Raw genomic sequence first — 17,271 nt, forward strand, 5'->3', positions numbered from 1 at the left:
CGTGAACGCAGAGCACAGTCTGTATCGGGCAACCGCAAACGAGCTGCCGGATTTCCCTGAGCTGAATGACTCGTTGGACGTCGACGTTACCATTATCGGTGGCGGGCTGACGGGCATCAGCGCGGCACTGGAGCTGGCCGAGCAAGGCTATTCCGTCGTGTTGTTGGAAGCTGAGCAACCCGGTTGGGGGGCATCCGGTCGATCCGGAGGCCAGATCATTGTTGGTGCCGGAGAAAACGGCGCCGCTCTGCAACGCCAGCTGGGGCCTCAATTGGCCAAACAGGTGTTCGACACCTCGGTGGTGGGCATTCAATGGATGCGCCAGCGCATTCAGCAACACCAGATCCAATGCGATTTTCAGGCCGGGCAAATGGAAGCGGCGATTCGGCCGTCACACATGGCTCACCTTCAACACAGCGCCGAACAGCTGGATCGGTTTGGTTACCCGGTGCAGTTGCTGGACGCCGCCGACACCGCCAGCAAAACCGGCTCAACAGCCTTTGCGGGTAGCCTGTTTGATCCCAACGGCGGCCACCTGCACCCACTCAATTACACCCTCGGTTTAACCCAGGCTGCTCAACACGCTGGTGCGCAGATATTCGGCCACAGCCGGGTAACGGCCATTCAGTATGGCTCACGGGTTGTGGTAAAAACCGCGACGGCGGAAGTTCGCAGCCGCTGGCTGGTGATCGCCGCCAATGCCTACCTCGACCAACTGGTGCCGGAACTTGGCAAACAGGCAATACCGGTGGGCAGTTATATTTGTTCCACTGAGCCAGTGCCGGAATCCGTACTGCCTGCCAACTGTGCGGTGTTTGATACCCGGAACCTGTTCAATTACTTCCGCAAGGACGCAGCTGGCCGCATGATCTGGGGCGGCCGGGTTGGCCTTACCAACAAACCACCGGTGAACCTGAAAACCAAACTACACCGCCGCATGGCAGCGGTTTATCCACAGTTAAAAGAAACCCCTTTCACCCGCGAGTGGGGCGGCTTTGTATCGGTGACCCGCCACAGAACGCCGAGCATCGGCAAACTGACGGTGAATGGCAAACCACAAGGGAATGTACTTTACGCCCATGGCTACTCCGGCCATGGCATGGTGATGGCGGCAGTGGGTGGCGTTACGCTGGCGCAGGCCATTCGTGGCCAGGCAGAACAGCTGGATGTGTTGTCGAAAATTCCCTGTGCGCCGCTGCCGAACAACGGCGTTCTTCATAACGTCGGCCTGGCGGCAGCAATGCTGTACTTCAGCGTGCGGGATGCGTTGGGTTAAACGGCTGATCATGCCAACCGATAAATGACGATGCTGACCCGGTCACTGTCGGGATAGCCAACAACACCTGTCAGTACCTGATGATCGAGCCATGCCAGAGGACCTCTGGCAACGCGCAGCAAAGGCGTGCAGCGGCAGCGGTAATCGGTTTCTGGCAGTGGCCACTGGCCCGCTTGCAACCGCTGTTGCCCCTGAGAGGTCACTTCAAACAGTCCGGTATTGTGGATATTGATGAGCTCTTGCTCCGGCCCTTGCAGGCTGTAGATGGCGTTCATGCGGCCGCTGCCATCGGCGTATTCAATGAAAAAGTCTGCCCCCGATGGCAATACCTTGCCCTGGTACCAGTCTCCTTTATCTCCCATCGCTGAAAACGTACCGCCGGTAATCGGGTAGTTGCTGTGCAGGCCGTCATTGCAGGCGCCCAGTTGTTGTGGCGGGGCGATGCTGACCTCAATGTTCATCACTTTCTGAAGAACCGGGGTTGGTATGGTGTTTGTCGCTGAGCGTGCGTTTGTCACGGGTCTTGTGTCCTGTTCCGTGGTGATCAATGTTGGTGAAAAAAGGGGAGCATGGCTCCCCGAAAACTGACACCAGAGACCGGGTCAGGGAGAACATGCTGTTAGCGATCGCTTTTGATGTTGGTCCAGGCGCGGGTACGGTAGCGCTCGGCTTTTAATGGGATCGGCATGATCGGATAGAGGCTGCTTTTGCGTTGTTCCGGAATGTACAGCGCTGGGTTGGTTCGAATGTTTTCGGCGACCAGTGGCGTGGCCTTCAGGTTGGGGTTCGGATACCCCACGGAGTTGGAAATTCTGGCGATGTTCTCGGGTTGCAGCATAAAGTCGATGAACTTATGTGCCGCGGCCGGGTTTGGCGCTGCAGCCGGAATCACCATGCTGTCGTACCAGGAAGGCGCGCCTTCAACAGGCAGGCTCATGCTGATGGTGACGCCGCTGCCGGTGCCGTCGGCGATCATTTGGCCCAGGTTAAAGCTGCCAGACCAACCCACCGCAACACAGATATCGCCATTCACCATGTCGGTGATGTATTGGCTGGAATTGAAGTAGCGGATATACGGCCGGATGGTTTTCATGTAGTCGGTGACGGCGCTGTAGTCCTTGCGGCTGTCGCTGTCGTGAGGCAATCCCAGATAGCTGAGCAGGATGGGCATCACTTCGCTGGGGGAGTCCATAAAGGCGACGCCACATTGGCTCAGTTGTTTGATGGCTTCCGGTTTGAGGACATCGTCCCAGCTGGTCAGTTCGCGCTTGCCGGTGGCCTTGAAAATCAGGTCCGGGTTATAGCCGATGATGTTGGTGCCCGACATAAATGGCACGGCATAGGCGTTTTGGGGGTCGCCAATCTGACGCTGGTTTGCCAGTGAATCCGGGTCCAGATTGCTGTAGTTGCTGAGCAGGGACAGATCGAGTGGCTCCAGAGCTTCCGCGTCTATCAGGCGTTTCAGGCTGGCACTGCCCGGGAAGGTCAGGTCGTAGCCCGAGTTGCCCGTGAGGATCTTGGTTTCCATCTGTTCGTTGCTGTCGAACACGTCGTAGATGACGTCGATGCCGGTTTCTTTTTCGAAGTCGGTAATCACGTCGGCCGGGATGTACTCAATCCAGTTGTAGATGCGCACTTCCTCAGCCTGGGCACAGGCGCTGCCCAGGGCGGCCAGCAACAGGCTGGTTTTGATCATGGATTTCATGGTGCTTTCCTCAGTAATTCCAGGCCAGGTACAGCTCAAGCGCTGACATGGTGTCGTCGCCCAGGGTTTGTTTTGCGGCACTCAGAGGTTTGGTCAGGTTGTAGGCCAGAGAAACATAGGTTTGCTGGTTGGGGAACCAGTCGAGATAGACGGCCGTTTCATTGGCGAACGCGGTGCTGCTGACGGCGCTGGCGCCTGTGCCGCTATCAAAGTTTTTCTGATCCAGATAAATGCGGTGATTGAGCGCCCCCAGAATCAGGTTGGGCTGTAAGCCATAGCTGGCCCGCAATGTGTGTACCTGTTCATTGCTGTTGTAGATCAGGTAGTTACCGGCGATATCGCCAATCAGCCAGGTACCCCAGTCGACATACCCCTTGGCCAGTGCATTCCAGCTTTTGACGGTATTGTCGGATGGGTCGTCGTCGCCGGAAAAGGCCGCGTAGCGATAGCTGATCATCGGTGACTGGCCAACGTCACCAAAGTGATAATCCGTGGTCAGGTACCAGGCGTTGGCGTCGTATTTCACCCCGGAGCCTTCACCGGTTTGTTTGGCGTATTCCGCAGAGACCATCAGGCCGTCGATTGCCGGAATGGCTTGCTGGAGCGCACGCAGGTTAACCACTTTTAGGCCGTCAGCTGATCCCGCTTTCACCTTGATCAGGCTGGCCCCTAGTGTGCCGTCGTTAAAGGGCACATCGAGGTTGGCACCGTTCATGCGGAAAGCACCAAGGTCCTTGTCGACGCCCAGACTGAATAACTCGGCAGAAAACGGTTCGCTTTCGTATGCCAGTACCGCGCTGGCTTTAAACGCGGTGCGGGGGCCAAGCCAATAAGCGCCGTCGTCGAACATATCCAGATTGCCGTCCATAACGATAAAACCGCTGCCAATCATGTAGCTCTGGCGGCCTGCAGTCAGCGACCAGTTGTCGTAGTTCACCCCCAGCCAGGCTTCTTCCAGATCGACATCGCCATTCTTGTCATTGGTAAAGCCACCGGCGTCACCATCGCCAAGAGTTTTGGTTGCCACAGCACTGAGTCCGGCACTCAGGCTGAATGATGGTGCGACAGTGTATCGGGCAACGGCACCGGGTTTGACGAATACCTCGGTCCATTGGCTGTCCTGGCCATCGGGTTGGCCTTCCTGAATATCAAAGCGCCCAGCGCCGAAATTGGCGTTGGATGCCTGAATATGAGCAGCTGAGGCCGCCAACGATGGGGTGATTTCAAAGGCGTCACTCTGGGTTTGTGCCAGTGCTGGCTGACAGATGGCAGCAGCCAACGCGGCGGCCAGTGGCGTTATTCGCATCTCTTTCATAGATAGTCCTCGGTATTGGATTTATTGGCAGTGCAGTCGTGGAGGTCGCTCCACTGCGTCAAGGGTCATTCCTTTGGAGCAAACTGGTTGGAGAGGGCGCGAAACATGGCCACGGTGTCAGAGTCGATGTTGCTGACGGCAACGGGCAGTGACGACTGCTTGACGATGACCAGTTCGGCATCAAAGTCGATATAGAGGTATTGGCCGTGAATGCCGCCCGCCATGATGGCATTGCTGCTGGTTCTGCTGTTCGTTCTGCTAGCGACATCGTCGGCATGGAACACGTACCACTGACTGCGATAGGACGCGCCCGGGGTCCAGAAAGAAAAATCCTCATCGGCAGCCAACAGGGCCGGGTCGCTGCCTTGCCTGATGGTTTTCAGCGCGGTTTGTAATGATGATTGAGAGGCTTGGTCGGCTGCTGCAATGGCATTGTTTAACAACAGCTGTCCGAGGCGGGCCATGTCGCGTGCGGTTGCGTTGAATCCGGCGCCGCAGACATTGCGGCCTTTGGGGTCGGCAACAAAGTAGCCATCGTGTTCACAACCTGCCGCATGCCAGATGGGCATCAGGTGCTGATGGCAGGCTTTACCTGTCACCCGTTCGATACACCAGGCCAGTACTTCGGTGGTGGCGGTAACGTAGTGGAACAGACCGCCGTGCTCACCTTTCTTCTGCAGCCGCGGCAGGTAGTCGTACAGCGATGAACACGACTGCCACTTTTCAGGAGCCGGAACAAAGCCACAGGCATAGCCGAACTGTGAGCTTTCGGAATCCGGGTCGTCGTAGATCTCCTGATATTCGATACCGACAGACATATCCATCAACTGTCTGACTGAGGCATCAGCAAACGCGCTGCCCTCCAATTCCGGAATGATGGTTTGGGTCAGACGGCGTTCATCCAATCGGCCTTCGGCTATCAGCTGCTCTGCCAGTAAACCAATCAACGACTTGGTCACCGAGAACATGATGTGTTGTTGATTGGCAGCCTGATGCTCGGCGTATTGCTCGTGGACCATCTGGCCTTTGTGCAGCACGATAAAGGCATCGGTGTGGCTGCAATCCAGATGCTTTGCCAGCGAAACCGTGTCGCCACACACGCTGGTAAACATCTGATTTTGCAGTTCAGGCATTGCCGGGGCGATTGGTGCAGGAGCGTTCGCTGGCTGCAAGCGAATGGTCGGCATCAGCTGCTCTACGTGGTTAAAGCCCCATTTGTTGAACGGCGCTTGCAACCAGTTTCGACGGTCGACAACGTCGCTGGCTGAGGGTGGGAAGCCCGCCATCATGGTGCTGGCTTGTGGGTAAGCAGGCACCTGCTGGTATTCAGCTTTGAGGCTGGCGAGGTTTTCGGCGGAGTAGTAACGGCTGTGTTGCATGACAAATATCTTCTTGCTTCGAATTCCTTAAAAACCTAATTAGCTTAAAAAGTTAAGTCAATTAAGTTTTTAATTGATGAAGATATTGTCTAGAATGGACACATTCTTGAAGAGGGTTACAGGGGAAGGTCATGTCGGGACTGAGAGAGCGTCAGAAGGAAGAGCGTCGAGCCAGAATTTGCGATGTCGCCGTCGCGCTGTTCAACCAGCAAGGGTTTCACGGGACTCGTCTGGAAGACATTGCAGCTGCGGCCAGTCTGTCGGTTCCTACCGTGTGCAAGTACTTTCCCAGTAAGCAAACAATCCTGCTGGAATTGATCCGGCTTGCCGATCAGGATGCCCTCAAAGAGGCATCGTCATTGATCGATATGGACGCTGAGCTGGTGGATGTGATGTGTCAGCTGGAAGCCATCATCATCAAGCAATCGCTCGAGGTGATGTCGCCCGCTTTGTGGCGAGAGGTGCTGCCATTACTGATCTTCTCCCCTGAAAAATCGTTGCCGGAAGCATTTCGCAATATGAATCACCGCTTGGTGAAAGGCATTCACGAGTTCCTTGCAGAGCTGCAACGCCGGGGGCGACTCCGCGCAGATGCCGAGATTGAGTTTGCCGCCTTTATGCTCAACGACTATTCCCATCTGCAATTCAGCCGACTGGTGGCCAACGACGAGTTGGATATGGATAAGCACCGGGCTGAGGTTCGCAAGATGACCACTCTGATCCTCTATGGAATGGCGATCTAACAAGGCATCACTGAACAATTGTGGCTGGAATCATCAACGCTGGCTTCAGCGTTGATGTGTTCTTACCTGCTTGATAATCCTTCCAGCACAGCGAACCGGATGGCGATCAACGCCATCCAGTCGCAGAAGCCGACGTTAAAACCTGATCAGACGATGGTTTTGCGGGTTCTCAGGTGGTTGAAGGTATCTTTGACGCAGTTCTGCTTCACCGATACCAGCCGTTCGTAGCTGCTGTCGAAGTACTGTTCGGTGGGTACTGCTGGGTCTTTGAAGCTGATAAACGCGCCTTTGGTGCCGTCAATGTCTGCCATTCGGCCCTCGTCAATCCAGTCCATGGCGCGGTTGGTGTCGACGAATACCGGGCTGTCTTGTTGGGCCAGCTTTTCAATCAGTTGGGTATTCCACCAGGTTTGATACTGGATGGTGTATTGGCAGTCCCGGTAGGGGAAGGCCACATCCAGGCTTTGCTGCTGTTCGATGTAGAAATCTCCCTGAATCGCGCCCAGTGTAACGTAGCTGTTCAAGCCATGATCGCGGCTGTCTTTGAGCACCAGCGGTGAGGTCAACGACTGCAGGAATTGCTGGTAGCCGTTGCCTGTTTTGAGGCCGTCTGCGGTTACAAAGCGTGATGTGATTTTATGCGGTGCCGGTGCATCGTAGTCGGGTTTGAACGGTGTGCCTTGCAGCAGGGGCAGGTTATCCAGCCCTTTGTCGAGCATTCTGTCGTAGAGAGAGTCACGCCCCCAGTCACTCATCAGGCGGTGTTCGTATTTATTGCTTTCGTGAGCGGCACCGCTGGCAGCGCCAATTTGCAGGTCGGTATCGACGTTGACGCCGGTTTTACCAAAATGCTGATCGACGAATGCTTTTAATGCGTCTTCGCTGCCTTCCCAGTAGCCGTACATCAAGCAGGTATGTTTCCAGCTGGCATAGTCATCGCCGCAACCTGTGTTGTTGATGGCGTTGATTTGCAGGTTGGTTCCCAGCAGGCCCGGTGTGGCGTTGCTGTTGATGACGTCTTCCCAGGTTTGCAGTACTTCAAGAGTGGTGCAATCGGCAGATGGAGTTGTGCTGTCTGGTTCGTTGTTCCAGTAAATCTGGAAGCGGTGAATAGTGGCGGGCAGCGGGAAAGTTTTGACAAAGATACGGGTCAGAATGCCGTAACTCATACCGCCGCCGCCACGCAATGCCCACAGTAAGTCGCTGTTTTCTGTGGCGTCCAATGGTGTGCCTTTTTCTCCCAGAAGGATCGGCTGCCCCTGGTTGTCGAAATGCTCAATGACCTCGCCGCCTTTCTCATGAACCATCACCACCGAGCCGTCGCCGCGCACCAGTATGGCACCCATCAGATGCTCGCAGCACATGCCGTATTTGCGCGTCCAGGGACCCCAACCACCGCCTTGAATAAAACCGGTCAGTCCTACGGTTGCACAGGTTCCGTGGGCGATCATGCGATCGACTTTGGCCAGCTCAGGGGTCAGTTGGTAGAAGCGGTAGCCCGCGCCGATTTGGGCTTCCTCGCCTTCCATTGTGAAATCCCGGATACCGGTGACATCAATCAGGATGACATTGTCGCCGCTGCTTTCACCGGCATGGTCGTGGCCCCCGGCCCGCAAACGAATGGGCAGGTTGAGCTGGCTGGCCAACTGATAGGCCTGTTGCACTTCGCGGGTGGTCTCGCACATGACGATGGCAAAGGGTTGATACTGATAGCGGGTATTGAACACCAGACACTCGGCTTGATAGGCGCTAAGGCCCGGAATCAGTCCGGCTTTGGGATCGCCTTGCATCAGCAGTCGGGCCGGCGGAAAGCCCGCTTCGATCATTTGATCCCGGAAGCGACGGGATTCATGGATGTTCAGGGCATAGGTTTCCAATACACCGAGGCGCTGTAATTCCGGGGTGTAGTTGGTGAGTGCTTGAGACAGGGCGGTCAGTTTTTCGGAAGGCATACAAAAATCCGTTTGTTGGAGTGTGCCGCTATTGATAACGAATTTTGTGACCGCCCGCAGTATCAGTTGCCCCGAAGCGCGCGGCTGCAGATTTGCAATAACGGCTGCTATTGATACCAAGCTGATACCGAGTCCGATGCTGGTGGTTGCTACAGTTTTTTCCGGTAGACCCCCTGATTACTGGAGAAAACGGATGGACTCAAACAATCAATCACCGCAGGTGCTGGATCAGGCAATCATTGGTGGCGGTGTGTCGGGCGTATACAGCGCCTGGCGGTTGCAGCAGCAAAGTGGCGGTGAACAGAGCATTGCCTTGTTCGAATACAGCAACCGTATTGGTGGGCGGCTGTACAGTCGCAAAATTCCTGGGCTGGACAATGTGGTGGCCGAGTTGGGTGGCATGCGCTGGATTGCCGAAGACCACCCAATGGTGAATAGCCTGGTCCATGAACTGAAGCTGGCAATCAAAGAGTTTCCAATGGGGTCGTCATTGCCATTGGACCCGAAGGTGAAGGACTCGCCCAAAGCCGGTACTGAAAACAATCTCTTTTACCTGCGCGGCCAGTATTTCCGTTACCGCGACTTTGCCGAATGCCCGGATCGGATTCCCTACAACCTCGGTTGGTCGGAACGGGGCTATGGCCCGGAAGACATGCAAGTGAAGGTGATGAACCTGATTTGCCCGGGTTTTGCCGATATGAGCCTGGCAGAACAAATGGCCGTTGAGGTGAACGGCAAGCCCATGTGGCAATACGGCTTCTGGAATTTGCTGGAGAGTGTGCTCAGCAACGAAGCCTATCAGTTTATGAAAGACGCCGGAGGCTACGAGGCCAACGTCGCCAATGCCAACGCGGTGACTCAGTTACCCGCCACCGAATACAAGGACAATACCCAATTTCTGGGGCTGAAACAGGGTTTCCAGGCGCTTCCTCTGACCTTGTGTGATTGTTTCGAGAAGCTGGGTGGTGCTGTGCATATGGATATGCGTTTGGCTGAAATCCGCATAGACCCTGCCTCCGATACCCGTTATACGCTGATTTTCCAGCCCACCAGTACCGATGACTCCGGCAAAACTACCGACACCGATGACGCTTGTGTTGAAGTGCAGGCAAAGAAAGTCATTCTGGCCATGCCTCGTCGTTCGCTGGAGTTGATCAAATCGGATTACTTCGAGGACGAATGGCTGCAAAGCAACATCCCATCGGTGCTGATCCAGAAAGCCTTCAAAATGTTCATGGCCTATGAATCGCCTTGGTGGCGTAGCCTCGGGCTGGTATACGGTCGATCGGTGACTGACTTGCCGATTCGTCAGACCTATTACATGGGCACCGAATGCGACGCCAGCGACGTGTCGGTCAGCACCAACTCCTTGCTGATGGCTTCCTATAACGACATTGGCACCGTGCCTTACTGGAAAGGTCTTGAAGCTGGTGAGCCCTTCGAGGGCTATACCCCAGCCGGTATGACTCTGGCCGCCGGTGAACGCATTGTGCCCAACCACGAATTCCAGATTTCCGACGCCATGGTGCAAGCGGCGCAGCGCCAGCTTGAAGCGGTGCACAATCAGAAGCAGCTGCCGCAGCCGTATTCCGCCGTTTATCAGGAGTGGGGCCATGAGCCTTATGGTGGTGGCTGGCACGAGTGGAAGGCCGGCTTTGAACTCGACAAGGTGATGCAAAAGATGCGTCACCCGGTTGAGGGTGAAGACATCTACATCGTGGGTGAAGCCTATTCCTACGATCAGGGCTGGGTTGAAGGCGCGCTGGTGGTGGCGGAATCCATGCTGGAGGAGTTCTACTGTTTGGATGCGCCGTCCTGGCTCAAGGTCAGCGATGCGTCCCATGCCTTCCTGCCATCGCTGTGCAATTGGGTGCCTCAGTTGCTGACAGAGCCGTACCCCGTTCCTGAGAATGACTCCGCCACCGATGCCAACGCGGCCATTCGGGCAACCCTGAATGAAGTGACTACCTTTGCGTACGAGGGGATCAATCATGCCCAACAGTAACTCATTCACCGTTGCGGATTATCTGCTCGTCCGTATGCAGCAGCAGGGACTGGCAAAGGTCTTTCAGGTACCGGGCGACTACGTCACCGGTTTTATGACGGCGCTGGACAACTTCGATGGCATTGACGCGGTGGGTACCGTCAATGAACTGGAAGCCGGTTACGCCGCTGACGGCTACGCCCGCTATCGTGGTTTGGGGGCGGTGTCCGTTCAGTATGGTGTCGGTACCTTCAGTGTGCTTAACGCCATTGCCGGGTCCTACGTTGAACGTAATCCGGTGGTGGTGATCTCTGCCAGCCCATCCGCCTCTGACCGCGAAATCATCGCCAAAACCGGTGCGCTGTTTCACCACTCAACGGGCAATCTGGACGCCGACCGAACCGTCTTTGAAGCGGTAACCGTATGCTCGGAAGTGCTCGCCAGTGCCACCGACGCCCCGGCGCAAATCGACCGCGCGCTGACTCTGGCGTTACAGCACAAGCGGCCCATTTATCTGGAAGCCTGGAGCAATGTCTGGGCTGAGCCGTGCGCGGAGCCTGTTGGCTTGCTGGATACGGCGCTGCGGGATACGAGCGAAACCGATCTGGCTGAGTTTGTGAATCCTGCATTTAGCAGACTGAGCTCGGCACACCAGCCTCTGGTGATTTTGGGTATTGAGGTTGCCCGCTATGGTCTTGAGGACGATGTGATTGCCCTGCTCATCGCCTCTGGCATTCCGTACACAACCACGTCATTGGCCAAGACTGTACTGGACGAGAACGCAACTGACGTTGGGTTTATTGGCACCTATGCGGGCGCGGCATCACTGCAGGAAACCGCAGACTATGTTGCCCAATGCGATGCGATTCTGTGCCTGGGGGCGATTTTCACCGATGACTACCTGGACCTGTTGAACAACCAATACGACGACATGATCGCGGTAGCGGACAGCGGCACTCGTATTGGCAACACGCCGATGAAACCGGTCTCGCTGCAAAGTGCGATTGCAGGTCTGCTGGCACAGTTTGAAAACAGCCCCCAATTTCCCATTGATCCCGGCAGTTTACCCGCCACCGATAGTTACCGGGAAGAACAGCCGCCAGCCGATGCGGTGTCGTACGAGAGCTTCTTCAACATCTGGAATCAGTTCGTGAATACAGCACCAGAACACACGCCTGACAGTCGTGCGCCGAAGCACGGTATCACGACCCTGTTGGGGGAAAGTTCGTCCCTGTATATGGCGATTCGTATGAACGGCATGCCGCAAGGAAGCTTTGTCAGCGATGCTGCCTGGGGATCGCTGGGCCACGAAACCGCCTGCGCCATTGGCGTTGATATGGCGGGGCTGACGGATGTAGACGGTACTTCGAAACGCTCGGTGGTGATTGCCGGTGATGGCGGTTTCATGATGATGAGTCAGGCGCTATCGACCATTAAACGCAATCGTCTGAACAGCGTGGTGTTTGTCATGAGCAATGGCGTTTACGCCATTGAGCAGTCCTTTGTGAACATCTGCGCGTTCAGCCCTTCGGCCGACTTTGCGCCGTTTGATGAGTTGCCGAAGTGGAATTATCAACAGCTGGCAGCGACCTGGGATATCGAATATCGCGCTGTTGAGTTCAACGCGGATCTGTCGCACTCGCTGAATGCAATTCAGGCCAACCCGGACAAGCCCTATCTGATTGAAATCAAACTGGACCGCAAGGACCTGGCCCCCGCCGTCCGGGAGTTGGCGGACTCCATTAATCAGCATCCCTTTTCAGACTGTTATTGCGACATAGCCAAATAAGGAGGTTGGCCCGGAAGTCCCTGATTTCCCGGTGGCTGAACGCCATCGAGTGATTGCTCCGAATTAAAAAAATATCCAATCAGCAGGAATGAATATCATGAAATCAAGCAACGTATGGATGGTGTCTTCATTGATCATGATTGCACCGTATGTATCAAGTGATGAGCAAGGTCCAAACCGTATTGAATCGGCTATGTTCTTTCATAGCCAGATTAAAGATGCCGGTTATGGCGCGTGTGAGATGACTTACTCGGATGGCCAGCTGACGTTTCCCAAAGCAACGTCAGCCCCCGCCATTTCTTGCCCTGATGCCTGGGCCTGGAAAGGCTTTATTGAAGCTGTGAAAGGTGAATTCTGGGTCAACTGGGCCACAGACGAAACCATTTGGCCAACTGATCCTGTCTCGCTGACGAACTGTAAAACGGTGGGGTGGGGCGGAACTAGTGGTGGAAAACCAACAGGCGTGGGTGACTTCATCGAGCAGGCCAGCGAATGCCCATACTATCCGGCCGATTTTTATCGGGGCACGTCGGAGCGACCGATTGCCAATTACAAACTGGATGAAACCGCAGGTCATCCCAATGGCCCGCTGTCGAGCGTGGATGCCGGTCGGGTTATCCGTCAGCAAGAGTCGGAAATTGTGTATCGGAACAAGCCCATGTTCGATTACATAAAAGACAACGGCCTGTATTACACCGAAGGCCTGGCGAACGCGTTCAGCAAAGCATCTGGTGAATCGGATTCTTCGCCAACTCGCAGGCGTTGGGGCAATAGCGTGCAGTTTCCGGTGGATTCGGTGATGTTCAAGGTCGACTGGATTCCACTGCCGGTGATGCAGCAGCAGGGGCTGATTCCGGAAGGCAGCTGGAAAAAGGGGCGGCCTATTCCGCAGCCCAAACAGAACCCTTACATCACTACGCTGATGCCGTATCAAAAGAATGGCGACGCGGGTGGTCCGTTAACACCTTACTACCTGGTTTCTGTGACGGCTTCTTCCAAAGCCATTCCGACCTGGCACTGGTATGCGTTTGAGCACGTTAACAACAAGGGGCGCTGTGACTTTATTGGCTGTAACGATTCCTTTGGCTATTTGAATGCCAACAGTGGGTCTGATCCGGCGAACTTCATCAGTCCGCACACCATGCCCGATGGCCTGGGGGATGTGATCTTCGATCTTGGTAAGGCCTACATGGCTGAGCCGCTGGGTGGTGATCTGGTTGCACTGCTTGCAACCGTGGGTATTGGCCATGGCGAAGCCGCCTTTGGCAACAAGCCTGCACCACAGCAATCCGCCTGGCTGAACTACCGCTTGAAGGGCTCCCAGACCACGTTCACCACCAACTATGGCATACCAACGGTGGTGGGGCAGTCGGTGACGGAAGGTGGCTTCGTCAATACGTCCTCGTGCATGACCTGTCATGTTCAGGCATCGGTACAGGCATCCGGAGAGCCTGCCAATCCGGGTGTTGGTCAGTCCTGGTTCCTGAGCGAAATCGGTTACAACAATGTATTCAACGGCAGCCCGGACCCGTCCTGGTTCTTTGAAGCCGGCACCAATGACTTCAGCGCGGTGCAAACCGACTTCGTATGGGGAATCCTCAATGCCAACTCCTGCCGCAAGTCACACCCGGGTTCGACGCTCTGTGACTGATCGACAGGACGTTTGAGCCAGCCAACAAGGAGCCACGCTTGTATGTGGTTCCTTTCTATCGCTCCTTTTATCACTCCTTAATTACTGTTCCTTAATTATTGTTCCTGTTAGGGCAGCCTGTTTTCAGCGGAGTGGCGTGTGCTCAGTGGCCCTGATTGGCAGTACTGCTCTCAACCTGCATCTTTCGAATATCCACCTTGGCGGTTTCGATGCCCATGGTTTCCAGCTTCTGATTGAACGCCAGCAGTTCATGTGCGAAAGCGGTCTGGTGGATCAGTCGCAACATCAGGTCGGCCTGCTCCATGTACAGATTGGCCCAGGGGTTTGGTTCAGCACGGGTAAATTCTTCCAGCCGGTCGCGGTAGCGTTTGATGCGATCGGGTTGCTGGAGTCGCCAGGCCGTTTGCAGGCTTTGCTGATAAAAACGCAGGTAGTTGTGGCCGACACAGGGCTGTTGCAGCCAGACCTCTCCTTGTTCCAATGCCGCTTCTATTGCTTGCCGTTGGTTGCCGACCAAGGCCTGTGTCGCGCACAGCCACGGGCCGATAAAGCGTTCCATGCCATTGTCTTTTACCAGCGTCATTCCCTTGCTGATGGCGCTTTGTGCTTCTTGCTGTTTGCCTTGCTGCCACAACAAGCGGGCTTTGGATTCCAGTAAAAAGGCGACAAATCGGCTGGCCTGTAATTGCTCGGCCAGTGTCATGGCGGTCTGAATTTCCTGTTCTGCCTGCGCCAATGCACCAAGGTCCAGCAGTATCCAGCCGGTGGTCAGTCGGGAAACAATTTCGGCACGTCGATTGGCCGTCAGGCGCGCCAGATTGGAGGCCAGCTGAAGCTCTTGCAACGCGTCGGTGTATTTCAGCTGGTAGATCAGCACCGTGCCCAACATAAAACGGTTGGAGGCTTCCACTTTCAGCAATTGATGTTCATTACAGAGGTCGAGGCAAGCTTGTAGAGCCTGATAGGCCGTGGTCATTTTGGCCTGCGCATAGGCACAATCTCCCAGACCGCCAAGGGCCTTGGCTTTTGCCTGAGCCATGGCCGCCGGGTCTCTCAGTCGTTCTGCGTAAGCCAGTGACTGCTGGTGCTCACGTTCACAGCCACCAAGGTCACCGGTCGGGAACAACATATTGCCGCGCATGCTGTGGATGTCGGCCAACACCGCAAACTGATGCTGCTGTTGCGCCAGCTGCTGGGACTCGTCCAGTACCCTCATGGCCTCTTCATTGCGGTCCGTCATGCGGTACGTGGTGGCCAGGTCCAGCAGATAGGTGGGTAACGGTGAATGGCTGGTGGATGTTGTATGGCCGGAAGACTTTTTGATGGCACTTTCCAGTGCTGGAATGCAGTCATTCACTCTGCCCATGGCGAACAGGCACAAGCCTTTGAGGTTCAGCGCCTGTGCTTTTTGTTCCCTGCTGGTTGTATGACGATTGCTCTTGGTGAGTATGGCTTCGAGCAGTGACAGTGCTTTTTGTGGCTGGAAACTCTCCATTAATTGTTGGGCTGTTTCCAGTATCACCGCGGTTGCATCCGGTGCCGCTGAGTGGAGATAGTGCACTGCGTATTCATAGCGATCCTTGTCGCTGAACCAGAGTGCGCAGCGTTGATGGATGGTTTTGAATTCAGCGGCCGGTATCTGGGCAATGACCGCACTGCAGATCAGGTCATGGTGGAACATAAACTGGCTGCCCTGGCGTTTGATCAGGCCAAGGGTAAGCAGTTGGTCGGGCACAAACCCCGGATTTTTTGTGATGGCACGCAGTTGCTCGAGCTGGAAGCATTGCCCAAGTACCGAGGCCACCTGAATGGCTCTGAGGTCGGCACCGGTCAGTCGGCTGAGTTGGGCGGCGACCAGGTGTTCCATCGAGTCGGGCACGACTTGCTGTGTTTGAGCACACAGCAATGACTGCCGCAGATACAGTGGATGCCCTTGTGCCATGGCAAGGCAGTGCCGGATATGGGTGCTGTCTGTGGCGCTGTCGTTGATTGCATGGGATTGCTGCTTACAAAGCTGATGGGCTAGTTGCTCGGCTTCTGAATCGGACAGCGGCGTCAGTTCAATCAGATCGACGTGATGAAACCAGTCCTGATGCTGGGACAGCTGATGTTGCTGGCGAAAGGTCATCAGCAACAGAATGTTGGAGGCTTGCAACTCAGGCAGCATGGCTTTGACGGCAGTGAGCAAGCGGTCATCGGCCCAGTGCACGTCTTCCAGACAAATAATGCGCGGCGGAAAAGACGGACGCATCGCCATAACCTGCTCAATGGCATGAGCAATGGCGGATTGCTGGGTCTGAAAATCCATCAGCTCAAGCAGGCGTTTCTCTGTTGTGTTCAGCTCCACCCCCATTAACCAGAACAGCACCAGATGGGACTGGGAGGGAATCGCAGACAGCAGCATCTGATTGCGAATAAAGTGATCCTCATCGTCGAGGTCAAACTCGTGCAGCGCTCGTACCAGTGCATTGATCGGGGCATGGTTGTCGACCACACCACGGTTTAACAGCTGCAATTGGCTGATGTGGCACGAGAGCCGATGGGCGTGCCGAAGGCTTTCCTTCAGCAAACGGGTCTTGCCAATACCGGCCATGCCGGACAGGCAAATGGCCTGTCCCTGTTGCTGAATTACCAAGTGATTGATCGCACCTTCCAGCTGGGCCATTTCACCCTTGCGGCCGACAAAATCCTCTTGTTCGGTCTTCAGCAGCGAAACGCGATACATATCCTTGTATTGCGCCGATTCCATTCGGGCAATGGGGGTGAAGTCATCCGATGACACAAACACAGAGCAGGCGGCGATGTCGCCCCAGTCCAGACACGGAAACACCGGTGATTCGTCATGGTCGGTCGGTGCCACCGCTTCGAGAACCAGTTTTAGCTGGTTTGGAAAGGTACGCAGGAGCATGTCGCACTGGCTGCGAATACGCTCGAAGATGTATTCATCTTCGTCGTCTGGCTGCCAGTGAATACAAACGAAGGTGGCGTTGGCCGGGTTCAGAATGCGTTGATTCGCCAGTAACGACAGCAACACATGAATATTGACCGAAGCATGATATTGCAGCTTCAGAGACAGATGGCTGACGCCTTTGGCGGCCAGGGCCTGCAAGCTGGAATGACTTTCCGCGCCCGAGTCATCGGGCGCTGGAGCGGACATGGCAGTTAGGTCAGAAGTCTCTACGGGGTGTGCCTGAGTATCGGCTGCTGTGTTACCTGCATCTTCTGGCTGTGACGAATCCAATAACAGGCGTTCGACCGGTATGCCATAAAACTCGGCCAGATTTTTTGCGGTGCGGTAAAGCACGTTGGCACCGGATTCGGCCCGTTTGATGGAGGAGATGGAAACAACAAAGCCCTGGTCAAAACAGGCTTCAGCCAGTTTGTCCTGACTCAGCCCAAGGCGCTTACGTTGTTGTTTCAGTTCCCGGATATTCAGCGGAAGGCGACCGTCCTTGAGAACCATGACTCTCACTCCAT

At 55.4% G+C, this 17,271-nt stretch carries 11 protein-coding genes; 5 read left to right on the forward strand and 6 right to left on the reverse strand.

Annotated elements, in window-relative coordinates; all coding sequences use genetic code 11:
- Position 1: 1 nt before the first annotated feature.
- Positions 2–1,276 (forward strand): NAD(P)/FAD-dependent oxidoreductase, encoded by a 1,275-nt coding sequence (locus G516_RS0119970; RefSeq protein WP_051219654.1) that lies wholly within the window; start codon positions 2–4, stop codon positions 1,274–1,276.
- 8 nt (positions 1,277–1,284) lie between these two features.
- Here G516_RS0119970 and G516_RS0119975 read toward each other — a convergent pair whose 3' ends face one another.
- The 4 genes from G516_RS0119975 to G516_RS0119990 all read right to left on the reverse strand — a co-directional run bounded on the left by G516_RS0119975 (position 1,285) and on the right by G516_RS0119990 (position 5,675).
- A complete protein-coding gene (locus G516_RS0119975) occupies positions 1,285–1,794 on the reverse strand; it encodes a DUF3237 domain-containing protein (protein WP_156879123.1) in 510 nt (169 codons plus the stop codon).
- Positions 1,795–1,895: 101 nt separating this feature from the next.
- A complete protein-coding gene (locus G516_RS0119980) occupies positions 1,896–2,981 on the reverse strand; it encodes an extracellular solute-binding protein (RefSeq protein ID WP_028295154.1) in 1,086 nt (361 codons plus the stop codon).
- 10 nt (positions 2,982–2,991) lie between these two features.
- The gene (locus G516_RS0119985; RefSeq protein WP_036537644.1) at positions 2,992–4,296 is read right to left on the reverse strand and encodes an alginate export family protein; all 1,305 of its coding nucleotides are present in this window, start codon (positions 4,294–4,296) and stop codon (positions 2,992–2,994) included.
- Positions 4,297–4,361: 65 nt separating this feature from the next.
- Positions 4,362–5,675: a serine hydrolase domain-containing protein gene (locus tag G516_RS0119990; protein ID WP_028295156.1), complete on the reverse strand. Its 1,314-nt coding sequence runs from the start codon at positions 5,673–5,675 to the stop codon at positions 4,362–4,364.
- 131 nt (positions 5,676–5,806) lie between these two features.
- Between G516_RS0119990 and G516_RS0119995 the strand changes: the two genes are divergently transcribed.
- Positions 5,807–6,418 carry a TetR/AcrR family transcriptional regulator gene (locus tag G516_RS0119995; RefSeq protein ID WP_028295157.1) on the forward strand — a complete coding sequence of 204 codons (612 nt, stop codon included), beginning with the start codon at positions 5,807–5,809 and terminating at the stop codon, positions 6,416–6,418.
- A gap of 146 nt (positions 6,419–6,564) precedes the next feature.
- On the opposite strand, the gene G516_RS0120000 is transcribed toward G516_RS0119995, so the two are convergent.
- Positions 6,565–8,370 carry an FAD-binding oxidoreductase gene (locus G516_RS0120000; protein WP_028295158.1) on the reverse strand — a complete coding sequence of 602 codons (1,806 nt, stop codon included), beginning with the start codon at positions 8,368–8,370 and terminating at the stop codon, positions 6,565–6,567.
- A 193-nt stretch (positions 8,371–8,563) separates the two neighbouring features.
- Between G516_RS0120000 and G516_RS0120005 the strand changes: the two genes are divergently transcribed.
- The 3 genes from G516_RS0120005 to G516_RS0120015 all read left to right on the forward strand — a co-directional run bounded on the left by G516_RS0120005 (position 8,564) and on the right by G516_RS0120015 (position 13,794).
- Positions 8,564–10,375 (forward strand): flavin monoamine oxidase family protein, encoded by a 1,812-nt coding sequence (locus G516_RS0120005; protein WP_028295159.1) that lies wholly within the window; start codon positions 8,564–8,566, stop codon positions 10,373–10,375.
- Positions 10,362–12,143, forward strand: coding sequence for an alpha-keto acid decarboxylase family protein (locus G516_RS0120010; RefSeq protein WP_028295160.1), 1,782 nt, complete (start codon positions 10,362–10,364; stop codon positions 12,141–12,143). The genes G516_RS0120005 and G516_RS0120010 overlap by 14 nt, the downstream gene beginning before the upstream one ends.
- Before the next feature lie 97 nt (positions 12,144–12,240).
- The gene (locus G516_RS0120015) at positions 12,241–13,794 is read left to right on the forward strand and encodes a hypothetical protein (RefSeq protein WP_028295161.1); all 1,554 of its coding nucleotides are present in this window, start codon (positions 12,241–12,243) and stop codon (positions 13,792–13,794) included.
- Between the two features lie 142 nt (positions 13,795–13,936).
- On the opposite strand, the gene G516_RS0120020 is transcribed toward G516_RS0120015, so the two are convergent.
- Entirely contained in the window at positions 13,937–17,257 is a 3,321-nt protein-coding gene (locus G516_RS0120020) for an AAA family ATPase (RefSeq protein ID WP_028295162.1), read from the reverse strand.
- Between the last annotated feature and the right edge of the window lie 14 nt (positions 17,258–17,271).

It is taken from the genome of Oceanobacter kriegii DSM 6294 (genome assembly GCF_000422845.1).
GTDB classification, from domain to species: Bacteria; Pseudomonadota; Gammaproteobacteria; order Pseudomonadales; family Oceanobacteraceae; genus Oceanobacter; species Oceanobacter kriegii.